The following is a 19,673-nucleotide window of genomic DNA, read 5'->3' on the forward strand; positions in this document are numbered from 1 at the left end:
GCAACTGCGGGCCCTATTATGACCGGGCCAACGTTACCAATTAACGTGCTTGAGTATAAATCCCAAGGTCTGTTGCATTGCCAAACGGGCTTGAGGCAATTTATGAAATACCTGAAACACATGCGGTAGGCCGCCGCGCCACAACTCAACGGTGACATCAACGCCGCCAATATGAGCGCGTTCAGCAGAGCGCAGGCTTTCATCGCGGAGCATTTCTGTATCGCTGGCCTGATAGAACAGTGGCGGAAACCCTTGATAGTCACCAAACAATGGCGAAAGACAGGGTTCAAGGAATTGCTCGGGATCGGCGTACAGATTGCGTACTGAGGCAATGCTGCTGAAGGTAAACATAAGGTCACTGGCCTGATGGGTGATCAAGCTGCGACTGCTCATGGTGAAGTCGACAAAGGGCGATATCAACACAGCACAAGCAGGCATTGGCTCCCTGCCTTCCCGCAGCCGATGCAGCAACGCCAGCGACAGGTTAGCCCCCGCTGAATCACCCGCCAATACGATGTTATGCGCCATCACACCGCTGTCCAATAACCAACGGTAGGCGGCGTAACAATCATCAATACTGGCTGGCCATCGATGTTCTGGGGCAAGGCGATAATCGACCATCAATGCGCGGGCATTCAGCCCCTGACACCAACTGCGCACCATACGCCCGTGGGTACGCGGGGTGCTGAACAGAAATGCACCGCCATGCAGGTATAGAATCACTCGCTCAGGCTTGGCCTCAGATGGACTGATCCAATGTGCGGCAAAGGCTTGCCCAGTCACCGCGCCATCGCCCTCAGCCTGTTCATCAGGATTGAGCCTGGCGTCCAATGCCTGCTGCTGACGACGCAACTTGGCAATATCCGATTTAAAATTCAACTTGCCCTTAACCGCGGCGCGAAACAACAGATTCAGGCCCAGTAAACTCCAAAATCCGCCAGCGACCTTGAAGGTCTCGACATAGCTTGGCCACTCGACACTCGCCCGATCATTTTGACTCATTGCCCAAGACTCCCTTCAACGGTGACGGCCGCAGGATCAGCACGCGCCTTGGCGGCACTGCCGGATTAGCTTAGCTTGCTTGAGGGTGATGTGGAGCGTCTCTGGAAACAGACGCTGGGTCGTCAAAGGGCTGCACAATGTACGATACAACCCGTGCCGCGTTTACCGCTAGCGCAGTTGGCTGTCTTTACTGGCGCGGCGGTTGTAGCCTGCCCCGCCGGCGTTGGCTTTATCCTGCTCAGCCTGACAGACCACACACAGACGCACGCCCTTGATCGCTTCACGACGCGCTTGCGGAATCGGCGCATCGCATTCTTCGCACCGACTCAGGCTTTCGCCTTGCGGCAACTGACCACGGGCCCGCGCGACAGCATCTTCAATACTGCTGTCGATCTGGTCCTGCACTGCACCATCACTTGCCCAACCGCCCGCCATGAATGACTCCCGAGAGACGTTTCAACGTCTAGGGTATGCGCCAAAACTGAGCATTTGACAAGGACAGACCGTCGCTCAGGTTTACTCTTTAACGTCCATGAATTCTTCAGCCCAGACAATGTACTCTTCTGGCAGGGTGTACTTGAGGGCTAATTCCGAAGCGCTCAACTCGGAAGCAACCGCCCCGCGCTGTTCGCGCAAGGCGTCATAAGTCGCCTTGATCGCCGCAAAATAAGCGCCGTGGCCATTAACAACGATGCGCACACCAAGCTTGGCCAAACGGGCATCATCGCGCAGCTTGGGATTGCCGTAAGTCACCAGCATTAAAGGCACGCTCAGGTGCTCAGCAATTTTTTCAAGGTGCTCGAAATCTTCAATGCCCACGATGCAGATACCATCTGCGCCGGCCCTCTGATAGGCCAGGGTGCGGCTAATAACTTCGTCGACCTCCAGCACGCCTGCGTGGGTCCGCGCAATGATAGACAGGTCAGGATCAACCCGCGCCTCAAGGGCAGCACGAATTTTACCCACCCCTTCTGCAATGCTGATCAGATCAGTGGATTTTCGCCCAAACTGCGCAGGCAGCAAGGTGTCTTCAATCGTCAGCGCGGCGATACCCGCTCGCTCAAGCTCAACCACTGTGCGCATCACGTTAAGCGCGTTGCCATAACCGTGGTCTGCATCGGCAATCACCGGCAAGCGGCTGACACGACCAATACGGGTGGCTTGTTCGACAAACTCGCTAAGGGTAATCAAGGCAAAATCCGGGGCAGCAATCACCTGCAGTGAGGCCACTGAGCCGCCCAGGATACCCACCTCAAACCCCAGATCAGCGGCGATCCGGGCAGACATCGGGTCAAAAACCGAAGCGGTATGAAAGCAGCTATTGGCTTCGAGCAAGGCGCGAAAAGCGCTGCGTAGTTCATGGTGGGAAGCACGTTGCATGATTGGCATAGACTGTATTTTCCAAAAACTAAAAATTGAATCGACGCTCGACTGCCTGTCTCTCGCCCGAGGCGGCGAAAGGGCCGTTGCGGTTTAAGCAATTAGGGATGCGGCATATTTTGCATTGGATCCACATCGGGCAACCAACGTTTCAAAATGACCGAGTAAGTGCCGTCATTACGCATTTGATCAAAGGCCTGTTGCCAGATTGCGACAGTTTCAGGAGCTGTCTGCAACGAAAAGGCAATGTAATAGGCTGACTGCATAAAAGGGACATGACTCTGTACTTCAGCAACCGTCAGGCCACCCGTAGCAAGTTCGTCTTTTAGGGTTACGTCTTGAGTGGCAATGAGCTTAACCCGACCATGCTTCAACATGGTCACCATATTTTTGGCAGTGGCTACGCCGTAAAGGTTGTCAAAGTCCAACTCTTTCAGGGCATCAAAGGTGTACCACTGCTTAGGCACGGCCAAAGGACCACTGGCCTTGGCGTCTGCCAAGCTGTTGATCTGCAAGTTGCGTGATTTCAGCGAATAGAAACGGGTGGTGCCGAGCAAGATCGGGCCCACCCATTGAAACAGTTTTTCGCGCTCCGGGGTACGCACCGTGGAGAAAATGGCGGTATCGGCTACACGCAAGGCTTTATCGTAACCGCGCGCCCAGGGTCTGATCTTTATCTGTGCATCACGACTGCCGGTGCGGCGAATCAACTCGCGAGCAATGTCGACTGACATACCGCTTACTTGCTTGCCTTCAGAAAAGGCAAGCGGCGCGGCCTCCTCAGTGAACAGTTGAATGCTCGCATTGGCACCAGCAGCACACAGACTCAACAGCAGCACTGCGACAATATTACGCGACAAAGACCCCTTCAAACCAAACCCCTCACGCACAAATTTTAACGGTAGCCACTCACTGCAGACTCGGGAACAATAATGAGTAGACGTCCGCACTCGCCGATGTATTACATTCATTGCTATCTATCGGCCGGAACAGAGCATTTGCTTAACAGAATTTCAGCCTACCTGAACAAACTGCCAATCGCTCGCGACACGAATCTGAAGCAGTTTGCGGGCCACAAAAGTGATTGATTGGGCACAATCGTGCGACCCCAAAACCACTGTCACTCAATGCACCAGATATCTGTCTGAACAAAAAACACACATTTGAACCGACAATCGGACTAGCCGAGACGGCTCAAGCAGGCGATGATCGCTACTCAACTTCGCGCTATGACAGATATGATCGACATTACTGAAGCCTCAACGCCTAAACATAAACCCCGCCCGCTAATCGATTTGCTCGTCAGTATCGTCTTACCGTCGCTGGTATTGATGAAGCTCAGCGGCGAAGCCCGGCTTGGTCCGGACGGCGCGCTCATTCTGGCGCTGGCTTTCCCGATCGGCTGGGGCGCGTTCGAACTGATCAAATACCGCAAATTCAATTTCATTGCCCTGCTCGGCTTGGTGAGTGTGATCCTCACCGGCGGCATCGGCTTGCTGCACCTGAATAACCAATGGCTGGCGATCAAGGAAGCAGCGGTACCCGGCGCAATCGGTATTGCCGTGTTGGTATCGACGCGTACCCGCTACCCGCTGATTCGCACCATGCTGTTCAACAAAACCGTGCTCAATGTCGACAAGATTCATGAGCGACTTGAGGAAGGCGGCAACACACAGCTGTTTGAGGCGCGCCTGCTCAGGGCCACCTACCTGCTTAGCGGCACCTTCTTTTTCTCATCGGTGATGAACTACATCCTGGCGCGCTGGATCGTGATCAGTCCTGCGGGAAGCGAAGCCTTCAACGATGAGTTGGGCAGGCTGACACTGTTGAGCTACCCCATGATTGCGATCCCGTCGATGATCATGATGATGGCAATTTTCTATTATTTGTGGCGCACGATTCATGGCCTAACCGGGCTCAAGCTGGAAGAAATCATGCACCAGACTGAGAAAGACAAGCAGTCCTAGGCGAAACCGCCGCTGCGTGCCTGTGCACAGTTAAGCGGCGAGCCCGTCCTGCATGCTAGCCCTCTCGGTCTACCTGAGTTTATTTCTGGCCGCCTTTGGTGCGGCGACCTTACTGCCGCTGCAATCCGAAGCGCTTTTGGTCGGCCTGCTGCTGAGCCAGGATTACTCAGTTGGATTACTGCTCATCGCTGCCAGCATGGGCAATATCCTGGGTTCAGTGATCAACTGGTGGCTCGGCCGCTACATTGAGCACTTTAGCCAGCGGCGCTGGTTTCCAGTGAGTCCACGGCAATTGCAACGGGCACAGCGCTTTTACGCAGGCTATGGCCATTGGAGCCTGCTCCTCAGTTGGACGCCTATTATTGGCGACCCTCTGACCTTGGTGGCGGGCGTCATGCGCGAACCCTTGTGGCGCTTTCTATTGCTGGTGAGCATTGCCAAAACCGCACGCTACGGCATTCTGGCCGCTGTCACCCTGGGGCTCAGTTAGGCTTCAACGCCTTTCATTTGTCGCAAACAGCAACAGATGGGGAGCATTCGCGCGCCAGCTCGCATAGAATGCGCGGCCGTTTTTCAGGAACAGCGCGCAGCATGTCTTTTTCTACTCCAGCCCGCGCCTGCGGCATCGACTTCGGCACCTCCAACTCAACCGTCGGCTGGCAGCGGCCCGGCAGCGAGGCTTTGATCGAACTCGAAGACGGCAAGATCACCCTGCCCTCGGTTATTTTCTTCAACTTTGAAGAGCGCCGTCCGGTCTATGGCCGGCTTGCCCTGCACGAATACCTTGAAGGTTATGAGGGACGCCTGATGCGTTCCTTGAAAAGCCTGCTTGGTTCAAAACTGCTGAAAAGTGAGACCACTGTGCTCGGCAGTGCGCTGCCGTTCAAAGACCTGCTCGGGTTCTTTATTGGCGAGCTTAAAAGTCGCGCAGAAGCGGTTGCGCAACGTCCGTTTGAGGAAGTTGTACTGGGCCGTCCCGTATTCTTCGTTGACGATGACCCAGCCGCCGACCAAGAAGCCCAGAGCACCTTGGTCGCAGTAGCCCATAAGCTCGGCTTCAAAGACGTCTCGTTTCAGTATGAGCCCATTGCTGCGGCATTCGACTACGAAAGCACCATCAGCAAGGAAGAGCTGGTCCTGATCGTCGATATTGGCGGCGGCACCTCAGACTTTTCACTGGTGCGTCTTTCGCCTGAGCGCCGCGCTGTTGCCGAACGTCACCACGACATTCTCGCCACCGGCGGCGTGCACATCGGCGGTACCGACTTCGACAAACAGCTGAGTCTGCAAGGAGTGATGCCACTATTTGGTTATGGCAGCCGCATGAAAAGTGATGCGCTGATGCCGACCAGTTTTCACCTCAACCTGGCGACTTGGCACACCATCAATGCGGTGTATGCACAAAAAACCCAGCTCTCGCTAAAGAATATGCGCTACGACATCGTCGATCCAACCGGCATCGACCGCCTGTTCAAGCTGATTGAACAACGCGCCGGGCACTGGCTGGCCATGCAGGTCGAAGACAGCAAAATCGAGCTGACCGAGCAAAACCTGAGGCCTATCGATTTAAAGCGTGTCGAGCCGGGACTGGTTGCGGAACTGAGCCGCGAGCTATTCGACAGCGCCATCGAACCTCTGCTGGAGCGCATTCGCGCCAGCGTTGGCCAGTTGCTGAATAATGCAGGCGTCGGTGTGGCAGATGTCGATACGGTGTTCTTCACCGGCGGCTCAAGCAGCATCCCAGCGCTACGCCAGAGCGTCGCCGCAATGCTGCCAAACGCTCGCCATGTCGAAGGCAACAACTTCGGCAGCATCGGTAATGGCTTGGCGATTGAAGCGCAGAAGCGATACGGGTGAGGCAATGGAAGGCTTATCCCTCGGCGTAAGCCATCATTGGTCCACTTGGGGTGGTAAGCGTCAGCTCAATGTTCGGCAGATACGGGCACTAACCCAGCGCTTCAAGGTGCCTGCTGATGTATTTTTCAGAGCGCAACAAAGCGACTGAGCAATGCTTTTATTTCGCTGATCAAATGGTGCTGGATCAGCTCAGGCGCTTTTCGAAATACACCCGCTGAAAGCCCTGCTCAGTGCGCCGGTCCACCTCCAGATAACCCAGCTTTGGATAGATCATCAGGTTGTCGCTCATCAGCTCATTGGTATAGAGCAGCACGCTCGCAAGACCCCGTTGGCGTCCAGCCTGCTCGCAAAAGCTGATCAGGGCCTTGCCCACGCCACGCCCGGCGGCACTGGGCAACACAGCTACATTTTCCAACAGCAGCTGTCCGTCTTGGCCGTAGAACACGATAAAGCCCTGAAACTTGGCTTGCTCATCTGTAGCCAGATAAACAATCCCAGCCGCAATCTGCGCGGCATAATCAGCACGCATGGGCGCGGGCTTACGACCAATCACCGAAACGTAGCCGGCATAGGCTTGCTCGGCGCAGTCCTTGATACAGGGTTCATCACTGGCGATGGCGAGCCGAATCATGGCGATCTCTTTAACTGTTGAGCCCTTGATACTGTTCGAGGTTAAGCGGCGTCGCAACCCGGAACGTAAAAAAGCCAGCTGGGCATCCCCGAGCTGGCTTTTTCAATTGCCTGCGAATCGACTTAATTAACGCGGAACAGCAGGCGCCTTAACAGGCTTTTTGCCTTTGCCCTTTTTCGCGTTTGCGCGCTCTCTGGCTGCTTCCTGGTTCTTGGCGAAGGCAGCGGCTTTGGCTTGCTCGCGCTTGTCCCACGGTTTGCTGCCGTCGCTGGCGCGTGGCGGCAGGCCGGTGTGCTGGGTGAGCATCGGCTTGCCGACCTTCTTGCTACCGGCTGGCGTCGAGTTCTTGCGGCGGGCGCTTTGATAGCCGTCTGTCTCGGGCTGGAAGGATGGAATCAATTGATTCTTTCCGTTGCCGATCAAATCACCGCGGCCCATACGCTCAAGCGCTTCACGCAGCATTGGCCAGCCACGCGGGTCGTGATAGCGCAGGAAAGCCTTGTGCAAACGGCGTTGCGCTTCGCTCTTAACGATGGTCACGCCATCGCTCTTGTAGGTGACTTTGCGCAGCGGGTTTTTACCGGAGTGATACATGGCCGTTGCCGTCGCCATTGGCGATGGATAGAAAGCCTGCACCTGATCCGCCCGGAAGCCGTTGGATTTGAGCCAGAGCGCCAGATTCATCATGTCTTCATCGGTGGTGCCCGGGTGGGCGGCGATGAAGTAAGGAATCAGGTATTGCTCCTTGCCCGCCTCTTTCGAATACTTCTCGAACATGCGCTTGAATTTGTCGTAGCTGCCGATGCCCGGCTTCATCATCTGATTCAGCGGGCCTTCTTCGGTATGCTCCGGAGCGATCTTCAGGTAACCACCGACGTGGTGGGTGACCAACTCCTTGACGTACTCAGGCGACTCAACCGCAAGGTCGTAGCGCAGGCCGGAGGCGATCAGAATCTTCTTCACTCCAGGCAGCGCACGCGCCGAACGGTAGAGCTGAATCAACGATGAGTGATCGGTATTCAGATTCTCGCAGATGCCCGGGAACACGCATGACGGCTTGCGGCATGCAGCCTCGATCTCCGGGCTCTTGCAGGCAATGCGGTACATGTTGGCGGTTGGTCCGCCGAGGTCGGAAATAACCCCGGTGAAGCCAGGTACCTTGTCACGGATCTCTTCGATCTCGCGAATAATCGATTCCTCGGAACGGTTCTGGATGATCCGGCCTTCGTGCTCGGTGATCGAACAGAAGGTACAGCCGCCAAAACAGCCACGCATGATGTTCACCGAGAAGCGAATCATGTCGTAAGCCGGAATTTTTTCCTTACCGTACGCCGGATGCGGAACACGTGCGTAGGGCATGCCAAACACGTAATCCATCTCTTCGGTGGTCATCGGAATCGGCGGTGGATTGAACCAGACATCCACTTCACCATGACGCTGGACCAGCGCGCGGGCATTACCCGGGTTGGTCTCCAAATGCAGCACGCGGTTGGCGTGAGCGTAGAGCACGCCGTCACCGCGCACCTTCTCAAACGAAGGCAGGCGAATAACCGTTTTGTCACGCTCAAGACGCGGGTGCGGCAACAACTGCACGACCTTGGCTTCGTTGGGGTCTTCAACCGGGCCTTTTTCCTGCTCGATGGCGCAGGCCTGAGTATCCTGAGTGTTCACGTACGGGTTGATGATCTTGTCGATCTTGCCGGGACGGTCGATACGCGTGGAATCGATCTCCATCCAGCCTTCTGGCGTGTCACGGCGAATAAAGGCGGTGCCACGAATGTCATTGATGTCTTCGATCTTCTGGCCGTAGGACAGACGCTGGGCGATCTCGACCACTGCACGCTCGGCGTTGCCGTACAGCAAAATATCGGCGCAGGCATCGATCAGGATCGAGTGACGGACTTTGTCCTGCCAGTAATCGTAATGGGCAATACGGCGCAGAGAGGCCTCAATACCACCGAGGACAATCGGCACGTTCTTGTAGGCTTCCTTGCAGCGCTGGCTATAGACCAGGCTGGCGCGATCCGGACGACTGCCGGCCTGCCCACCCGGGGTGTAGGCGTCATCCGAACGAATCTTTTTATCCGCGGTGTAGCGGTTGATCATCGAGTCCATGTTGCCCGCTGCAACGCCGAAGAACAGATTCGGCTCGCCCAGCTTCATGAAGTCATCTTTGGACTGCCAATTAGGCTGCGCGATGATCCCGACACGGAAGCCTTGGGCTTCGAGCAGACGGCCAATAATCGCCATGCCAAACGATGGGTGATCAACATACGCATCACCGGTGACGATGATGATGTCGCACGAATCCCAGCCAAGCTGATCCATCTCCTCCCTGCTCATCGGCAGGAAAGGTGCTGGTCCGAAACACTCGGCCCAGTATTTTGGATAATCGAATAATGGCTTGACTGCTTGCATGACGGTAACCGTAGGGTTCATGGAATTTCACGGGCGCGGATAATAGCATATTTTTTAACCAAACCCGACGACTACACTCAGGCTTTAGCGTTATAAAAAACCGCTAAACGCACGGCACGGCCGCCCGAGCACGGCCATTGTGCAACAAAGCGTAGCCAGTGCTGTGCAACTTGCTTGAGAAACCCGACGAGGCTGCAGCCTAACTTTCGTAAGCTCCCCGTTTGAAATATCGATCCAACGGAAAAACACGCCACTATCAGTAACAACCAGCCGTTTAAACCGTCTTGTTATAAGGGTTTCTCATGGCGCTCACCAACTGACCAACGGTTAGACAGAACTTTAGACCGTTACCCAGCCAACTCCGGAAACCAGACACTAGCAAACGGCTAACCCAAAATGCGTGTTTGCCGGACTCACCCGACCCAACCTGCCTCTACTCCCATGGCCCATACAGCAGATGATTCCGTGTTCATGACATTGACCCATTTAGTCGTATGGGCCTCTCCGTGTTACTTGCATCTGGAGCCCTACTCTTGACCTTTGCCTTCTCGATCAGCGGGGTAATAGTCGCCAAGCGTTTTCCAAGGTTCCTGAGCAGGGTCATTGGGGGCAGCAGCTTAAACAACGGCTGCATCAGCATGCCGAACATGCGCCAACTTTATGTAGATCAGGTGCGCGCACGCGCAATGTTTGAAGACAACATAAAACCCGAAGCGCTTAGGCATTGGCCAAGTCCACTGCCCGAAGCAATTAGCCAAGCATTACAGGCAACCCCGTGAACAAAAACACAAAAATCCACACCCGCCTTGCCACGGCCAAAGACAACACCGCTCTACTGGCCCTGCTTAAACGTGTTCACCAAATAGGCAGTATTACCCTCACATTTGAGCGAGAGCCGAACTTCTTCGCGGGTGCTTTAGTTAGCTGCGAACACGAACATGTACTGGTAGCGGAAGACCTGAATAACCCTGGTGTCCTGATTGCCATGGTGGATATTGGTCAGCGTCGGCAGTACATCAATGGCAAAGTTGAATTGGTCAGGTACCTGCATGACTTGCGTGTGGCCCCCGAAGCTCGTGGAGGCAACGCGCTAAAGACGCTGTTTCTGGCCATTGCTGCGCACATAGGTACGGAAGAAGGCTGGATGGAAGCGGTAATCCTGGAAGAAAACCTGATTCCATTAGGCATTATCGACCGTGGCCGACCATGGTTGCCTAATTTCTACCGTGGCGGACGGGTGGTCACCAGTGTGCTACCCGCCCAACAGCGCAACGTTGGGCCCGACAGCGGTTTGACAATCCGCCCGGCCACCATCAAGGATGCACCTCTATTGCAACACCTTTGGGACAAGGCCAGCCACCGCCAAGGATTCCCACGCTATGACGTCAACGACCTGTTAGCCGGCAGAGCCTATTATCAATGCCTCAAGATCAATCACTACCTCATCGCCTTCAGCAATGGCAGAGCGATTGGCAGCGTAGGCATATGGAATCAAAAACCTTTCAAGCAGACTCGCGTAACCCGATACACGCCCTGGGTAGCGGCCCTGCGCCGACCCTACAATCTGTACAGCAGAATATTTGGCGGCCTGCGCCTGCCTTCCCCAGGCCACTGTTTCAACTACTTGATCCTCCACAGCCTGGCAATTGACCACGACAATCCCGAAGTCTTCAAGGCGCTGCTCGATTACGTGCTTGAGCATCATCTGCAACCTACTCAAAGTCTGCTCTGTGGCTTCTTTGACGACCACCCCCTGGAGTCAGTGCTGCAGGGTTTTCGACGCAAAACGGTATTTAGCCGCCACTTTTTTATCAGTTATCAGCAAGACCCGGGGCAATCGCAGCACCCCAGCCCCCGCCATATCGAAGTCGCCCGCCTCTGAACCCTGAATCGCGCCCCCACGCGACTCAGGTGGGAACGCCATCCTCAAATTAGGCTTATCACCACGCTCCGGGGCGCGCCTCTGATCGTCCATGTGCTCGCGATGTATGCGCGCAGGCTTATGGCCATTGAGCGAAAGACTATTCGTTGGGGCGATAGCGCCGTGGCACGCGAGAGGTGACCTTGGTCAAGAGTTCATAGCCAATGGTCCCAGCCGCTTGCGCCACTTCATCCACAGGCAATTGATTACCCCAAAGCTCCACTGAGTCGCCAACGCCGGCACCAGCTGAATCAGTCAAATCGACGGTTAGCATGTCCATGGAAACTCGACCAATCAGCGGCACACGCTGGCCATTAATCACAACCGGAGTACCTACCGGGGCATGGCGTGGGTAACCGTCGGCATAGCCACAGCTGACAGTGCCGATCACCGAATCTCGCGACGCCACCCAACTGGCGCCGTAACCAACTGACTCACCCGCTGCGACATGACGCAGGGCAATCAGCTGCGCAGTCAGCGTCATCACCGGTTTGAGCCCCAGTTCCGCGGCGCTTAAATCAGCAAAAGGCGTTGCGCCGTAAAGCATGATGCCAGGCCGCAGCCAATCCATATGCGCCGCAGGTATCATCAAAATGGCGGCAGAATTGGCCAGGGAACGCTGATCAAAATCCAGATCAAGCACATCCAGAAAGCATTCGAGTTGCTGTTCAGTCAGCTCATGGCCGCGCTCGTCTGCGCAGGCAAAGTGACTGATCAGATTCAACTCATTGCAGCATTGATTGCCGGCCAGTGCCGCATAGGCAGCGCGCAGCCCAAGGCTATCAAAGCCCAGGCGATGCATGCCGGTATCGAGCTTCAGCCATATGTTCAGTGGCGAACCTGCGGGAGCGCTCAGCACCGCCTGCAGTTGCCGATGGTCTTGCACGGCGATGTCCAAACGCAGTTGCTGCGCCTTTTGCACCTCGCCTGCTTCAAAACAGCCTTCGAGCAGCAGAATCCTTGCCTGCCCCTGCACCGCGCGCACTTGGGCGGCTTCTTCTAAGCTGGCGACAGCAAAGCCATCGGCAATCCCGCTCAACGCGCCCACCACCTCCTGCACCCCATGCCCATACGCATTGGCTTTAACCACCGCAAACGCCTCTCGCCCCGGCGCACAGCGCTTGGCAACGGCATAGTTATGGCAAACGGCAGACAAATCGATGGTGGCAACAAGCGGGCGCATAAACACGGCATCCAAAAAGCAAAACAGGCGGCCAGTTTAACGTCTGGGCGTCTGTTTTTATTGCTCTTAGAAAGGTTTTGAGCGGTTAATCTTCGTCGAACTGATAGCTGCCCGGCGCCAAGTTCTCAAAGCGCGAGTACTTACCGAGGAACGCCAGGCGCGTGGTGCCAATTGGACCGTTACGCTGCTTACCGATGATGATTTCGGCGACGCCTTTGTATTCGGTCTCCGGGTGATAAACCTCATCCCGATACACGAACATAATGATATCGGCGTCCTGCTCAATCGCACCCGATTCCCGCAAGTCGGAGTTGATTGGCCGTTTGTTCGGCCGTTGTTCAAGACCCCGGTTAAGCTGCGAAAGCGCAACCACTGGGCAGTTGAATTCTTTGGCCAGCGCTTTAAGTGAGCGCGAGATCTCGGAGATTTCGTTGACTCGGCTCTCGCTGCTTGAGCCCGGAATCTGCATAAGCTGCAGGTAGTCGACCATGATCATGCCGATCTCACCATGCTCACGGGCCAGACGGCGCGTGCGAGCGCGCATTTCGGAGGGTGAAATACCGGCGGTATCGTCGATAAACAACTTGCGGTCGTTAAGCAGGTTCACCGCCGAGGTCAGGCGCGGCCAATCATCGTCATCCAAGCGGCCGGCACGCACCTTGGTCTGATCGATACGGCCAAGGGAGGCGAGCATACGCATGACGATGGAGTCCGCTGGCATTTCCAGCGAGTACACCACAATCGCCTTGTCGCTGCGCAGCACCGCGTTCTCAACCAAATTCATGGCGAAGGTGGTTTTACCCATCGACGGACGTCCGGCCACGATCACCAGGTCAGCGGGTTGCAAGCCGCTGGTTTGTGCGTCCAGATCATTAAAGCCAGTGGACAGGCCGGTGATCGCATCGCCGCTATTGAACAGGGTGTCGATGCGGTCGATGGCCTTGACCAGAATATCGTTGATCGCCAAAGGCCCGCCGGTTTTCGGTCGTGCTTCGGCAATTTGAAAGATCAGGCGCTCGGCCTCATCGAGAATCTCTTCACCGGTACGCCCTTCAGGGGCGTAGGCGCTGTCCGCGATTTCACTGCTGATGCCGATCAACTGGCGCAAGGTGGCGCGTTCACGAATGATTTGCGCGTAGGCCTTGATGTTAGCGACGGATGGCGTGTTCTTGGCCAGTTCGCCGAGATAGGCCAAGCCGCCGGCTGCCGACAGCTGGCCTTCTTTGTCCAACTGTTCGGACAGGGTCACCACGTCAAACGGGTGGTTACGCTCAGCTAATTTGAAAATGGCGCGAAAAATCAGGCGGTGATCGTGACGATAAAAATCGCCATCGGAGACCTGGTCCAGCACGCGTTCCCAGGCATTATTGTCGAGCATCAAGCCGCCGAGCACCGCTTGCTCCGCCTCAATCGAGTGCGGCGGCACTTTCAGGGCCGAAGTTTGCAAGTCGTATTGTTCAGGAATGCTGATGTCGTTCATAAGCTCTGAGAATAATTCTGTGGGTGCATAAAAACAAAAGGCACGACATCGCTTGCGCAATGCCGTGCCTGATTGTCAGCAGACCCGCACCGAAGTGCAAGGCCTACTATGTCGCATACTGCTTAAGCAGCTACAACAACAACCTTAACGGTTGCTTCAACGTCGCTGTGCAGGTGCACGGCTACGTCGTATTCGCCAACTTGACGAATAGTGCCGTTCGGCAGACGCACTTCAGCTTTAGCCACTTCAACGCCAGAGGCGGTCAGAGCATCAGCGATGTCGTGAGTACCGATCGAACCGAACAGTTTGCCCTCATCGCCCGCAGTAGCGGTGATGGTGACTTCCAGTTCAGCCAGCTGAGCAGCGCGAGATTCAGCAGAAGCTTTCTTCTCGGCAGCGATTTTTTCCAGCTCGGCACGGCGCTCTTCAAAAGCAGCAACGTTTGCAGCAGTAGCTGCAGTGGCCTTGCCTTTCGGCAGCAGGAAGTTACGGCCGTAACCGGACTTAACGTTCACTTTATCGCCCAGGTTGCCCAGGTTGGCGATTTTTTCCAGCAGGATCAGTTCCATTTGGTAATAACCTCTTAACTTTTAACCTTCACCGTTCGCGGAGTCAGAGCCTTTTTTACGCTCATGACGCCCACGAAAATCAAACAGACTGTCGACAATGGCGATTACCACCAGTAACGGATAAGTCAGCTGCATAAACAGCAACAGCGTGATGTACATCCCCACAAGCCAAAACTTGGACATCCGCCCTTGCGCCACCAACCCATGAATCAGGGCGATGCCTGCAAATGCCAACGGTACGCTGCACAACGGTGTCAGCATGGCCATTTGTGGACCGAGATTCGGCCCTAACAGCATGCCCACCAGCAGCAACATCGCTAACGGCGGCGGCAGTCTCAAGGTGCGAAATTCGCGCCCGAAACCGCCCGGGTTATACAACAACGCCTGCCAGTAACGCCCAAGCATCAGGCTCAACAGGCTGACAATCTGCAACAAAGCTGCCAGCAATCCGGTCAAAACCGGTGCAATCAGGCTGTCCAGACGCGCTCGCTCATCTACCGACATTTGCTGGTAGACCCCATCAAGCATTTGCGGCATGAGCTTATTCAACTCACCCGCCATGGCATCGATAGGCTCGCGGAACACCGCACCCAAAACCAACCCATACACCAGGCCTAATGCCACGCTGCAAAGCAGCACACGATTCCAAGACATGCTGGAGCGCAACAACAACCCCATTCCCAGCGCGCCCAGCAACACCATCAAGGTGCGCGGTTCGCCGAAATACCACCAGCCAAGAGCCGGTAGCAATGCCCATGCGAGGATGCCCAAGGCATCACTCAAACCGCGCCGCAGGAGTACAAGACACCCTGCAGCAGCACTCAACCAGAACAACAGCGGCAATGCTGCCGATCCAACCACTACGAGAGTGGCCTGCACACGGCCGCGCATAATAAATTCAGCTAAGGCGCGCATGCGTTAATCCCTTACTACTTGTCGAACATCCGGTTTTAGCGGCCGTGGCTGTCGGTGTAAGGCAGCAGGGCCAGGAAGCGAGCGCGCTTGATAGCGGTAGCCAGCTGACGCTGATAACGAGCCTTAGTACCGGTGATACGGCTAGGAACGATTTTGCCGGTTTCCGAGATGTAAGCTTTCAGCGTGTTGAGATCTTTGAAATCGATCTCTTTCACGTCTTCAGCGGTGAAACGGCAGAATTTACGACGACGGAAGAAACGTGCCATTTGATAGGCTCCTCAATAGATCCGTGGATTACTCGTCAGCGTTGTCGCTGTCGTTGTTGTCGCTGTCATCGCTGTTCGAGTCATCAGACTCAGCGCTGTCAGGACGGTCACGACGCTCACGGCGCTCACTGCGGTTTTCTTCGGCCTTGAGCATCTCCGACTGTTCAACGACTGCTTCTTCGCGACGGATGACCATGTTACGGATCACAGCGTCGTTGTAACGGAAGTTGTCTTCCAGCTCAGCCAGGGCTTTGCCAGTGCACTCAACGTTCAGCATCACGTAGTGAGCCTTGTGAACGTTGTTGATAGCGTACGCCAACTGGCGACGGCCCCAATCTTCCAGACGGTGGATTTTGCCGCCGTCTTCTTCGATCAGCTTGGTGTAACGCTCAACCATGCCGCCGACTTGCTCGCTCTGGTCCGGGTGAACCAGAAAGATGATTTCGTAATGACGCATAAATGCTCCTTACGGGTTGTAGCCTGCCGCTTAATGCAGTCAGGCAAGGAGTGAATTTCACTTGTTTAGTCTTGCTGAACGGAGGGCACAAAAGCGCCTGCCGTCACGGCAAGGGGCGACATTCTAGAGAAGGCCCCGACGACAAGCAAGGTAAACTGGTGATTATTTGAACAATCGCGCGACAACAGGGCGGCTCGCCGAAAATGCCCGGCAACCCGCCCCATCGAGGGGTTCAGCTATTGCGCGTTGCGGTTCGCAACACGCAAACAGCCTTACTTCTTGACGTTGCGCCGCTGGCGCATCGCTTCGAACAAACAAACGCCGGTGGCAACCGAGACGTTAAGACTGCTAACGCTGCCGGCCATTGGCAACTTGACCAGGTAATCACAGTGCTCGCGAGTGAGGCGGCGCATACCGCGACCTTCCGCACCCATGATCAGGATGGTAGGCCCGGTCAGGTCCTGATCGTAAATCTCGGTCTCGGCCTCACCCGCCGTGCCGACGACCCACAGGCCGCGCTGCTGAAGTTTTTCCAGACTGCGCGCCAGGTTGGTCACTGCCACCAACGGAATCACTTCAGCCGCACCACAGGCCACCTTACGCACGGTTGCATTGAGCGTGGCTGACTTGTCTTTCGGAATCAGTACCGCCAGCGCACCCGCCGCATCGGCAGTGCGCAAGCAGGCGCCGAGGTTGTGCGGATCAGTTACCCCATCGAGCACCAGAATCAAAGGGGCACCTTCGGTACGGTCGAGCAGCTCATCGAGCATGGCCTCGCCCCACACCTGACTCGGACTGACATCAGCCACTACGCCTTGGTGCACGCCTTCGACCCAGACATCCATCTCGCGGCGTTCGCACTGCCCCACCGGCACACGTGACTCGCCCGCCAGGGCAATCAGGGTTTGCACACGCGGGTCATTACGACCTTCAGCCAACCAAACCTGCTTGACGCGCTTCGGGTGATGCCGCAGCAATGCTTCTACGGCATGCAGGCCGTAGATTTTTTCCAACTGACTCATGGTTTCGCCTTACGTTTACGCGGTGCACTGCTGGTCGCGGCGCCAGACTTTGGCGGGCCTTTACGGTGTTTGGACGGCGCCGCTGGCTTGCCCTCGGCTTTGGCCCCTGACTTCGACGCCCCAGCTTTTGGCTTGGTCTTCGAGCCGGCGAGCAAAGCGCGTTTAACGTCACGGCTTTTCTGCACGTCAGCGTTAGGTGCAGCCTTGGCGGACGGCTTGCTTTCGCGCTCGCCCTTACCGGCACGCTCGGTTTTGTTGCTGCGCTCACCTTTGCCGGAACGATCATTACGCCCACGCGCCGTGTCGCCGCGCTTACGCCCAATCGGTGCATCGGTGACGCTTTGCGCCATTTCGAAGTCGATTTTGCGCTCGTCGAGATCGACCCGCATCACCTTCACTTCAACGCTGTCACCCAGACGGAAATTGCGCCCAGTGCGTTCACCGGCCAAACGATGGTGAACCGGATCGAAGTGGTAATAGTCCGCCGGCAGCGCGGTGACATGCACCAAGCCTTCAACGTAAATATCTTTCAGCTCAACGAACAGACCAAAGCCGGTCACCGCAGTAATCACGCCCGGGAAGGTCTCGCCCACGCGGTCTTTCATAAACTCGCACTTGAGCCAGTTGACCACATCACGGGTGGCTTCGTCGGCGCGGCGCTCAGACATCGAACACTGCTCGCCCAGTTCTTCAAGCATTGCTTCGTCGTACGGATAAATCCGCGCTTTCGGCATGCTTGTTGCGCCTGCACGCTGCACGTGTGGCGTATCGAGCTTGGAGCGAATCACACTGCGAATCGCCCGGTGGATCAACAGATCCGGGTAGCGACGAATCGGCGAGGTGAAGTGGGCGTAAGCATCATAATTGAGGCCAAAGTGGCCATGGTTATCGGCGCTATACACCGCCTGACTCAAGGAGCGCAGCATCACGGTCTGAATCAGGTGGTAATCCGGACGATCCTTGATGGTTTCAAGCAGGGCTTGATAGTCCTTCGGCGACGGACCATCTTTGGCCTTGCCACGGTGCAGGCTTAAGCCCAACTCACCGAGGAATGCCTTGAGTTTTTCCAAGCGCTCAGGCGGCGGACCATCGTGCACGCGGTACAGCGCCGGAATTTCATGCTTTTGCATAAAGGCGGCTGTGGCGACGTTGGCGGCCAGCATGCACTCTTCAATCAACTTGTGCGCATCATTGCGTTGAGTTGGGCGAATTTCGGCAATCTTGCGCCCAGCCCCGAAGATAATTCGAGTTTCCTGGGTTTCGAAATCAATCGCGCCGCGCTCATGCCGCGCTTCAAGCAACACGTGATACAGCGAATACAACTGTTTGAGATGGGGCAACACTTCCTTGTATTCACTACAAAGTGCTTTGCCGTCTGCGGTCTTCGGCTGCTCAAGCATGGTGCTGACTTTGTTGTAGGTCAGGCGCGCATGGGAATGAATAACCGCTTCGTAGAACTGGTAATCGGTCATCTTGCCGGTTTTCGAGATGGTCATCTCGCACACCATAGCCAGACGGTCAACATGCGGGTTCAGTGAGCACAGGCCGTTGGACAACTCTTCCGGCAGCATCGGAATTACGCGCTCCGGGAAATACACCGAGTTGCCGCGCACTTGCGCTTCATCATCAAGCGCCGAACCGACTTTGACGTAGTGGGAAACGTCAGCAATGGCTACGTAAAGCTTCCAGCCACCGCCGAACAGACGCCAGTTACCGCCGCCTTTTTCGCAATACACCGCGTCATCGAAGTCGCGCGCATCTTCGCCGTCGATGGTGACAAACGGCAGGTGACGTAAATCAACCCGCTTTTCCTTGTCTTTCTCTTCGACTTCCGGCTTGAGCTTGCTGGCTTCTTTAACCACCGCATCTGGCCAGACATGGGGAATATCGTAGCTGCGCAGGGCAACATCGATTTCCATGCCCGGCGCCATGTAGTTACCCACCACCTCCACCACATCGCCTTGCGGCTGGAAGCGCTGCGTTGGCCAGTGGGTGATTTTCACCTCTACAAACTGGCCCTGTTTGGCGCCCGCATTGCGACCCTGAGTGACCAGCACTTCCTGCTGGATTTTCGGGTTATCCGGAATCACAAAGCCGATACCGCTTTCTTCGTAATAACGGCCAACAATGGATTCATGGCCACGGGAGATCACTTCAACCACGGCACCTTCACGGCGGCCACGGCGATCGAGACCGGCGACCCGTGCCAAAGCGCGGTCGCCATCAAAGACCAGACGCATTTGCGCAGGGCTGAGAAACAGGTCATCGCTGCCATCATCCGGGATCAGAAAGCCGAAACCGTCGCGGTGACCGCTAATGCGACCCAGGACCAGATCGAGCTTATCGACCGGCGCATAGGTGCCACGCCGCGTGTAAATAAGCTGACCGTCGCGCTCCATGGCACGCAGTCGGCGGCGCAGCGCTTCTATCTGCTCATCTGTGGTTAACCCGAACTCTTCCAGCAGCTGTTCGCGATTTGCCGGGGAGCCACGCTCATCGAGATGCTGGAGAATAAGCTCGCGACTAGGAATGGGGTTTTCATATTTTTCCGCTTCACGAGCGGCCTCGGGATCGAGGGATTGCCAATCGGCCATTAGAGAGGATT

General features: G+C 55.9%; 18 protein-coding genes. 4 read left to right on the top strand and 14 right to left on the bottom strand.

What is annotated here, in order from left to right; all coding sequences use genetic code 11:
• Positions 1-33 precede the first annotated feature (33 nt).
• From AACY09_RS06905 to AACY09_RS06920, 4 genes are all read right to left on the bottom strand, one after another.
• Positions 34-1,002, bottom strand: coding sequence for an alpha/beta hydrolase (locus tag AACY09_RS06905; RefSeq protein ID WP_339486806.1), 969 nt, complete (start codon positions 1,000-1,002; stop codon positions 34-36).
• A gap of 168 nt (positions 1,003-1,170) precedes the next feature.
• Complete coding sequence (locus AACY09_RS06910) at positions 1,171-1,437, bottom strand: DksA/TraR family C4-type zinc finger protein (protein WP_339486807.1); 267 nt, start codon at positions 1,435-1,437, stop codon at positions 1,171-1,173.
• An 81-nt stretch (positions 1,438-1,518) separates the two neighbouring features.
• Entirely contained in the window at positions 1,519-2,382 is an 864-nt protein-coding gene (locus AACY09_RS06915) for an isocitrate lyase/PEP mutase family protein (protein WP_339487094.1), read from the bottom strand.
• A 101-nt stretch (positions 2,383-2,483) separates the two neighbouring features.
• On the bottom strand, positions 2,484-3,242 hold the full coding sequence (locus AACY09_RS06920) for a substrate-binding periplasmic protein (protein WP_339486808.1): 759 nt from the start codon (positions 3,240-3,242) through the stop codon (positions 2,484-2,486).
• 378 nt (positions 3,243-3,620) lie between these two features.
• On the opposite strand from AACY09_RS06920, the gene AACY09_RS06925 reads away from it, so the two are divergent.
• The 3 genes from AACY09_RS06925 to AACY09_RS06935 all read left to right on the top strand — a co-directional run bounded on the left by AACY09_RS06925 (position 3,621) and on the right by AACY09_RS06935 (position 6,206).
• Positions 3,621-4,349 carry a VC0807 family protein gene (locus tag AACY09_RS06925; protein WP_339486809.1) on the top strand — a complete coding sequence of 243 codons (729 nt, stop codon included), beginning with the start codon at positions 3,621-3,623 and terminating at the stop codon, positions 4,347-4,349.
• Positions 4,350-4,401: 52 nt separating this feature from the next.
• Positions 4,402-4,839: a YqaA family protein gene (locus AACY09_RS06930; protein WP_339486810.1), complete on the top strand. Its 438-nt coding sequence runs from the start codon at positions 4,402-4,404 to the stop codon at positions 4,837-4,839.
• A gap of 101 nt (positions 4,840-4,940) precedes the next feature.
• Complete coding sequence (locus tag AACY09_RS06935) at positions 4,941-6,206, top strand: Hsp70 family protein (RefSeq protein WP_339486811.1); 1,266 nt, start codon at positions 4,941-4,943, stop codon at positions 6,204-6,206.
• 184 nt (positions 6,207-6,390) lie between these two features.
• On the opposite strand, the gene AACY09_RS06940 is transcribed toward AACY09_RS06935, so the two are convergent.
• Positions 6,391-6,837, bottom strand: a complete 447-nt coding sequence (locus AACY09_RS06940) for a GNAT family N-acetyltransferase (protein ID WP_339486812.1) — start codon at positions 6,835-6,837, stop codon at positions 6,391-6,393.
• Between the two features lie 126 nt (positions 6,838-6,963).
• Complete coding sequence (locus AACY09_RS06945) at positions 6,964-9,255, bottom strand: YgiQ family radical SAM protein (protein ID WP_339487095.1); 2,292 nt, start codon at positions 9,253-9,255, stop codon at positions 6,964-6,966.
• A 775-nt stretch (positions 9,256-10,030) separates the two neighbouring features.
• Here AACY09_RS06945 and AACY09_RS06950 point away from each other — a divergent pair.
• Positions 10,031-11,137, top strand: a complete 1,107-nt coding sequence (locus AACY09_RS06950; protein ID WP_339486813.1) for a hypothetical protein — start codon at positions 10,031-10,033, stop codon at positions 11,135-11,137.
• A 139-nt stretch (positions 11,138-11,276) separates the two neighbouring features.
• Here AACY09_RS06950 and alr read toward each other — a convergent pair whose 3' ends face one another.
• From alr to rnr, 8 genes are all read right to left on the bottom strand, one after another.
• Complete coding sequence (alr, locus tag AACY09_RS06955; protein WP_339486814.1) at positions 11,277-12,359, bottom strand: alanine racemase; 1,083 nt, start codon at positions 12,357-12,359, stop codon at positions 11,277-11,279.
• Between the two features lie 85 nt (positions 12,360-12,444).
• The gene (dnaB, locus tag AACY09_RS06960) at positions 12,445-13,839 is read right to left on the bottom strand and encodes a replicative DNA helicase (protein WP_339486816.1); all 1,395 of its coding nucleotides are present in this window, start codon (positions 13,837-13,839) and stop codon (positions 12,445-12,447) included.
• 122 nt (positions 13,840-13,961) lie between these two features.
• Entirely contained in the window at positions 13,962-14,408 is a 447-nt protein-coding gene (gene rplI, locus AACY09_RS06965) for a 50S ribosomal protein L9 (RefSeq protein ID WP_339486817.1), read from the bottom strand.
• 21 nt (positions 14,409-14,429) lie between these two features.
• Positions 14,430-15,323 (bottom strand): hypothetical protein, encoded by an 894-nt coding sequence (locus tag AACY09_RS06970; RefSeq protein WP_339486819.1) that lies wholly within the window; start codon positions 15,321-15,323, stop codon positions 14,430-14,432.
• Positions 15,324-15,358: 35 nt separating this feature from the next.
• Positions 15,359-15,589 carry a 30S ribosomal protein S18 gene (rpsR, locus tag AACY09_RS06975; RefSeq protein ID WP_003246847.1) on the bottom strand — a complete coding sequence of 77 codons (231 nt, stop codon included), beginning with the start codon at positions 15,587-15,589 and terminating at the stop codon, positions 15,359-15,361.
• A gap of 28 nt (positions 15,590-15,617) precedes the next feature.
• Positions 15,618-16,046: a 30S ribosomal protein S6 gene (rpsF, locus tag AACY09_RS06980; protein WP_339486868.1), complete on the bottom strand. Its 429-nt coding sequence runs from the start codon at positions 16,044-16,046 to the stop codon at positions 15,618-15,620.
• A 272-nt stretch (positions 16,047-16,318) separates the two neighbouring features.
• A complete protein-coding gene (gene rlmB, locus AACY09_RS06985) occupies positions 16,319-17,068 on the bottom strand; it encodes a 23S rRNA (guanosine(2251)-2'-O)-methyltransferase RlmB (protein WP_339486870.1) in 750 nt (249 codons plus the stop codon).
• Entirely contained in the window at positions 17,065-19,662 is a 2,598-nt protein-coding gene (gene rnr, locus AACY09_RS06990; RefSeq protein WP_339486872.1) for a ribonuclease R, read from the bottom strand. The genes rlmB and rnr overlap by 4 nt, the downstream gene beginning before the upstream one ends.
• Between the last annotated feature and the right edge of the window lie 11 nt (positions 19,663-19,673).

It is taken from the genome of Pseudomonas sp. EL_65y_Pfl2_R95 (assembly GCF_963971045.1).
GTDB lineage: Bacteria > Pseudomonadota > Gammaproteobacteria > Pseudomonadales > Pseudomonadaceae > Aquipseudomonas.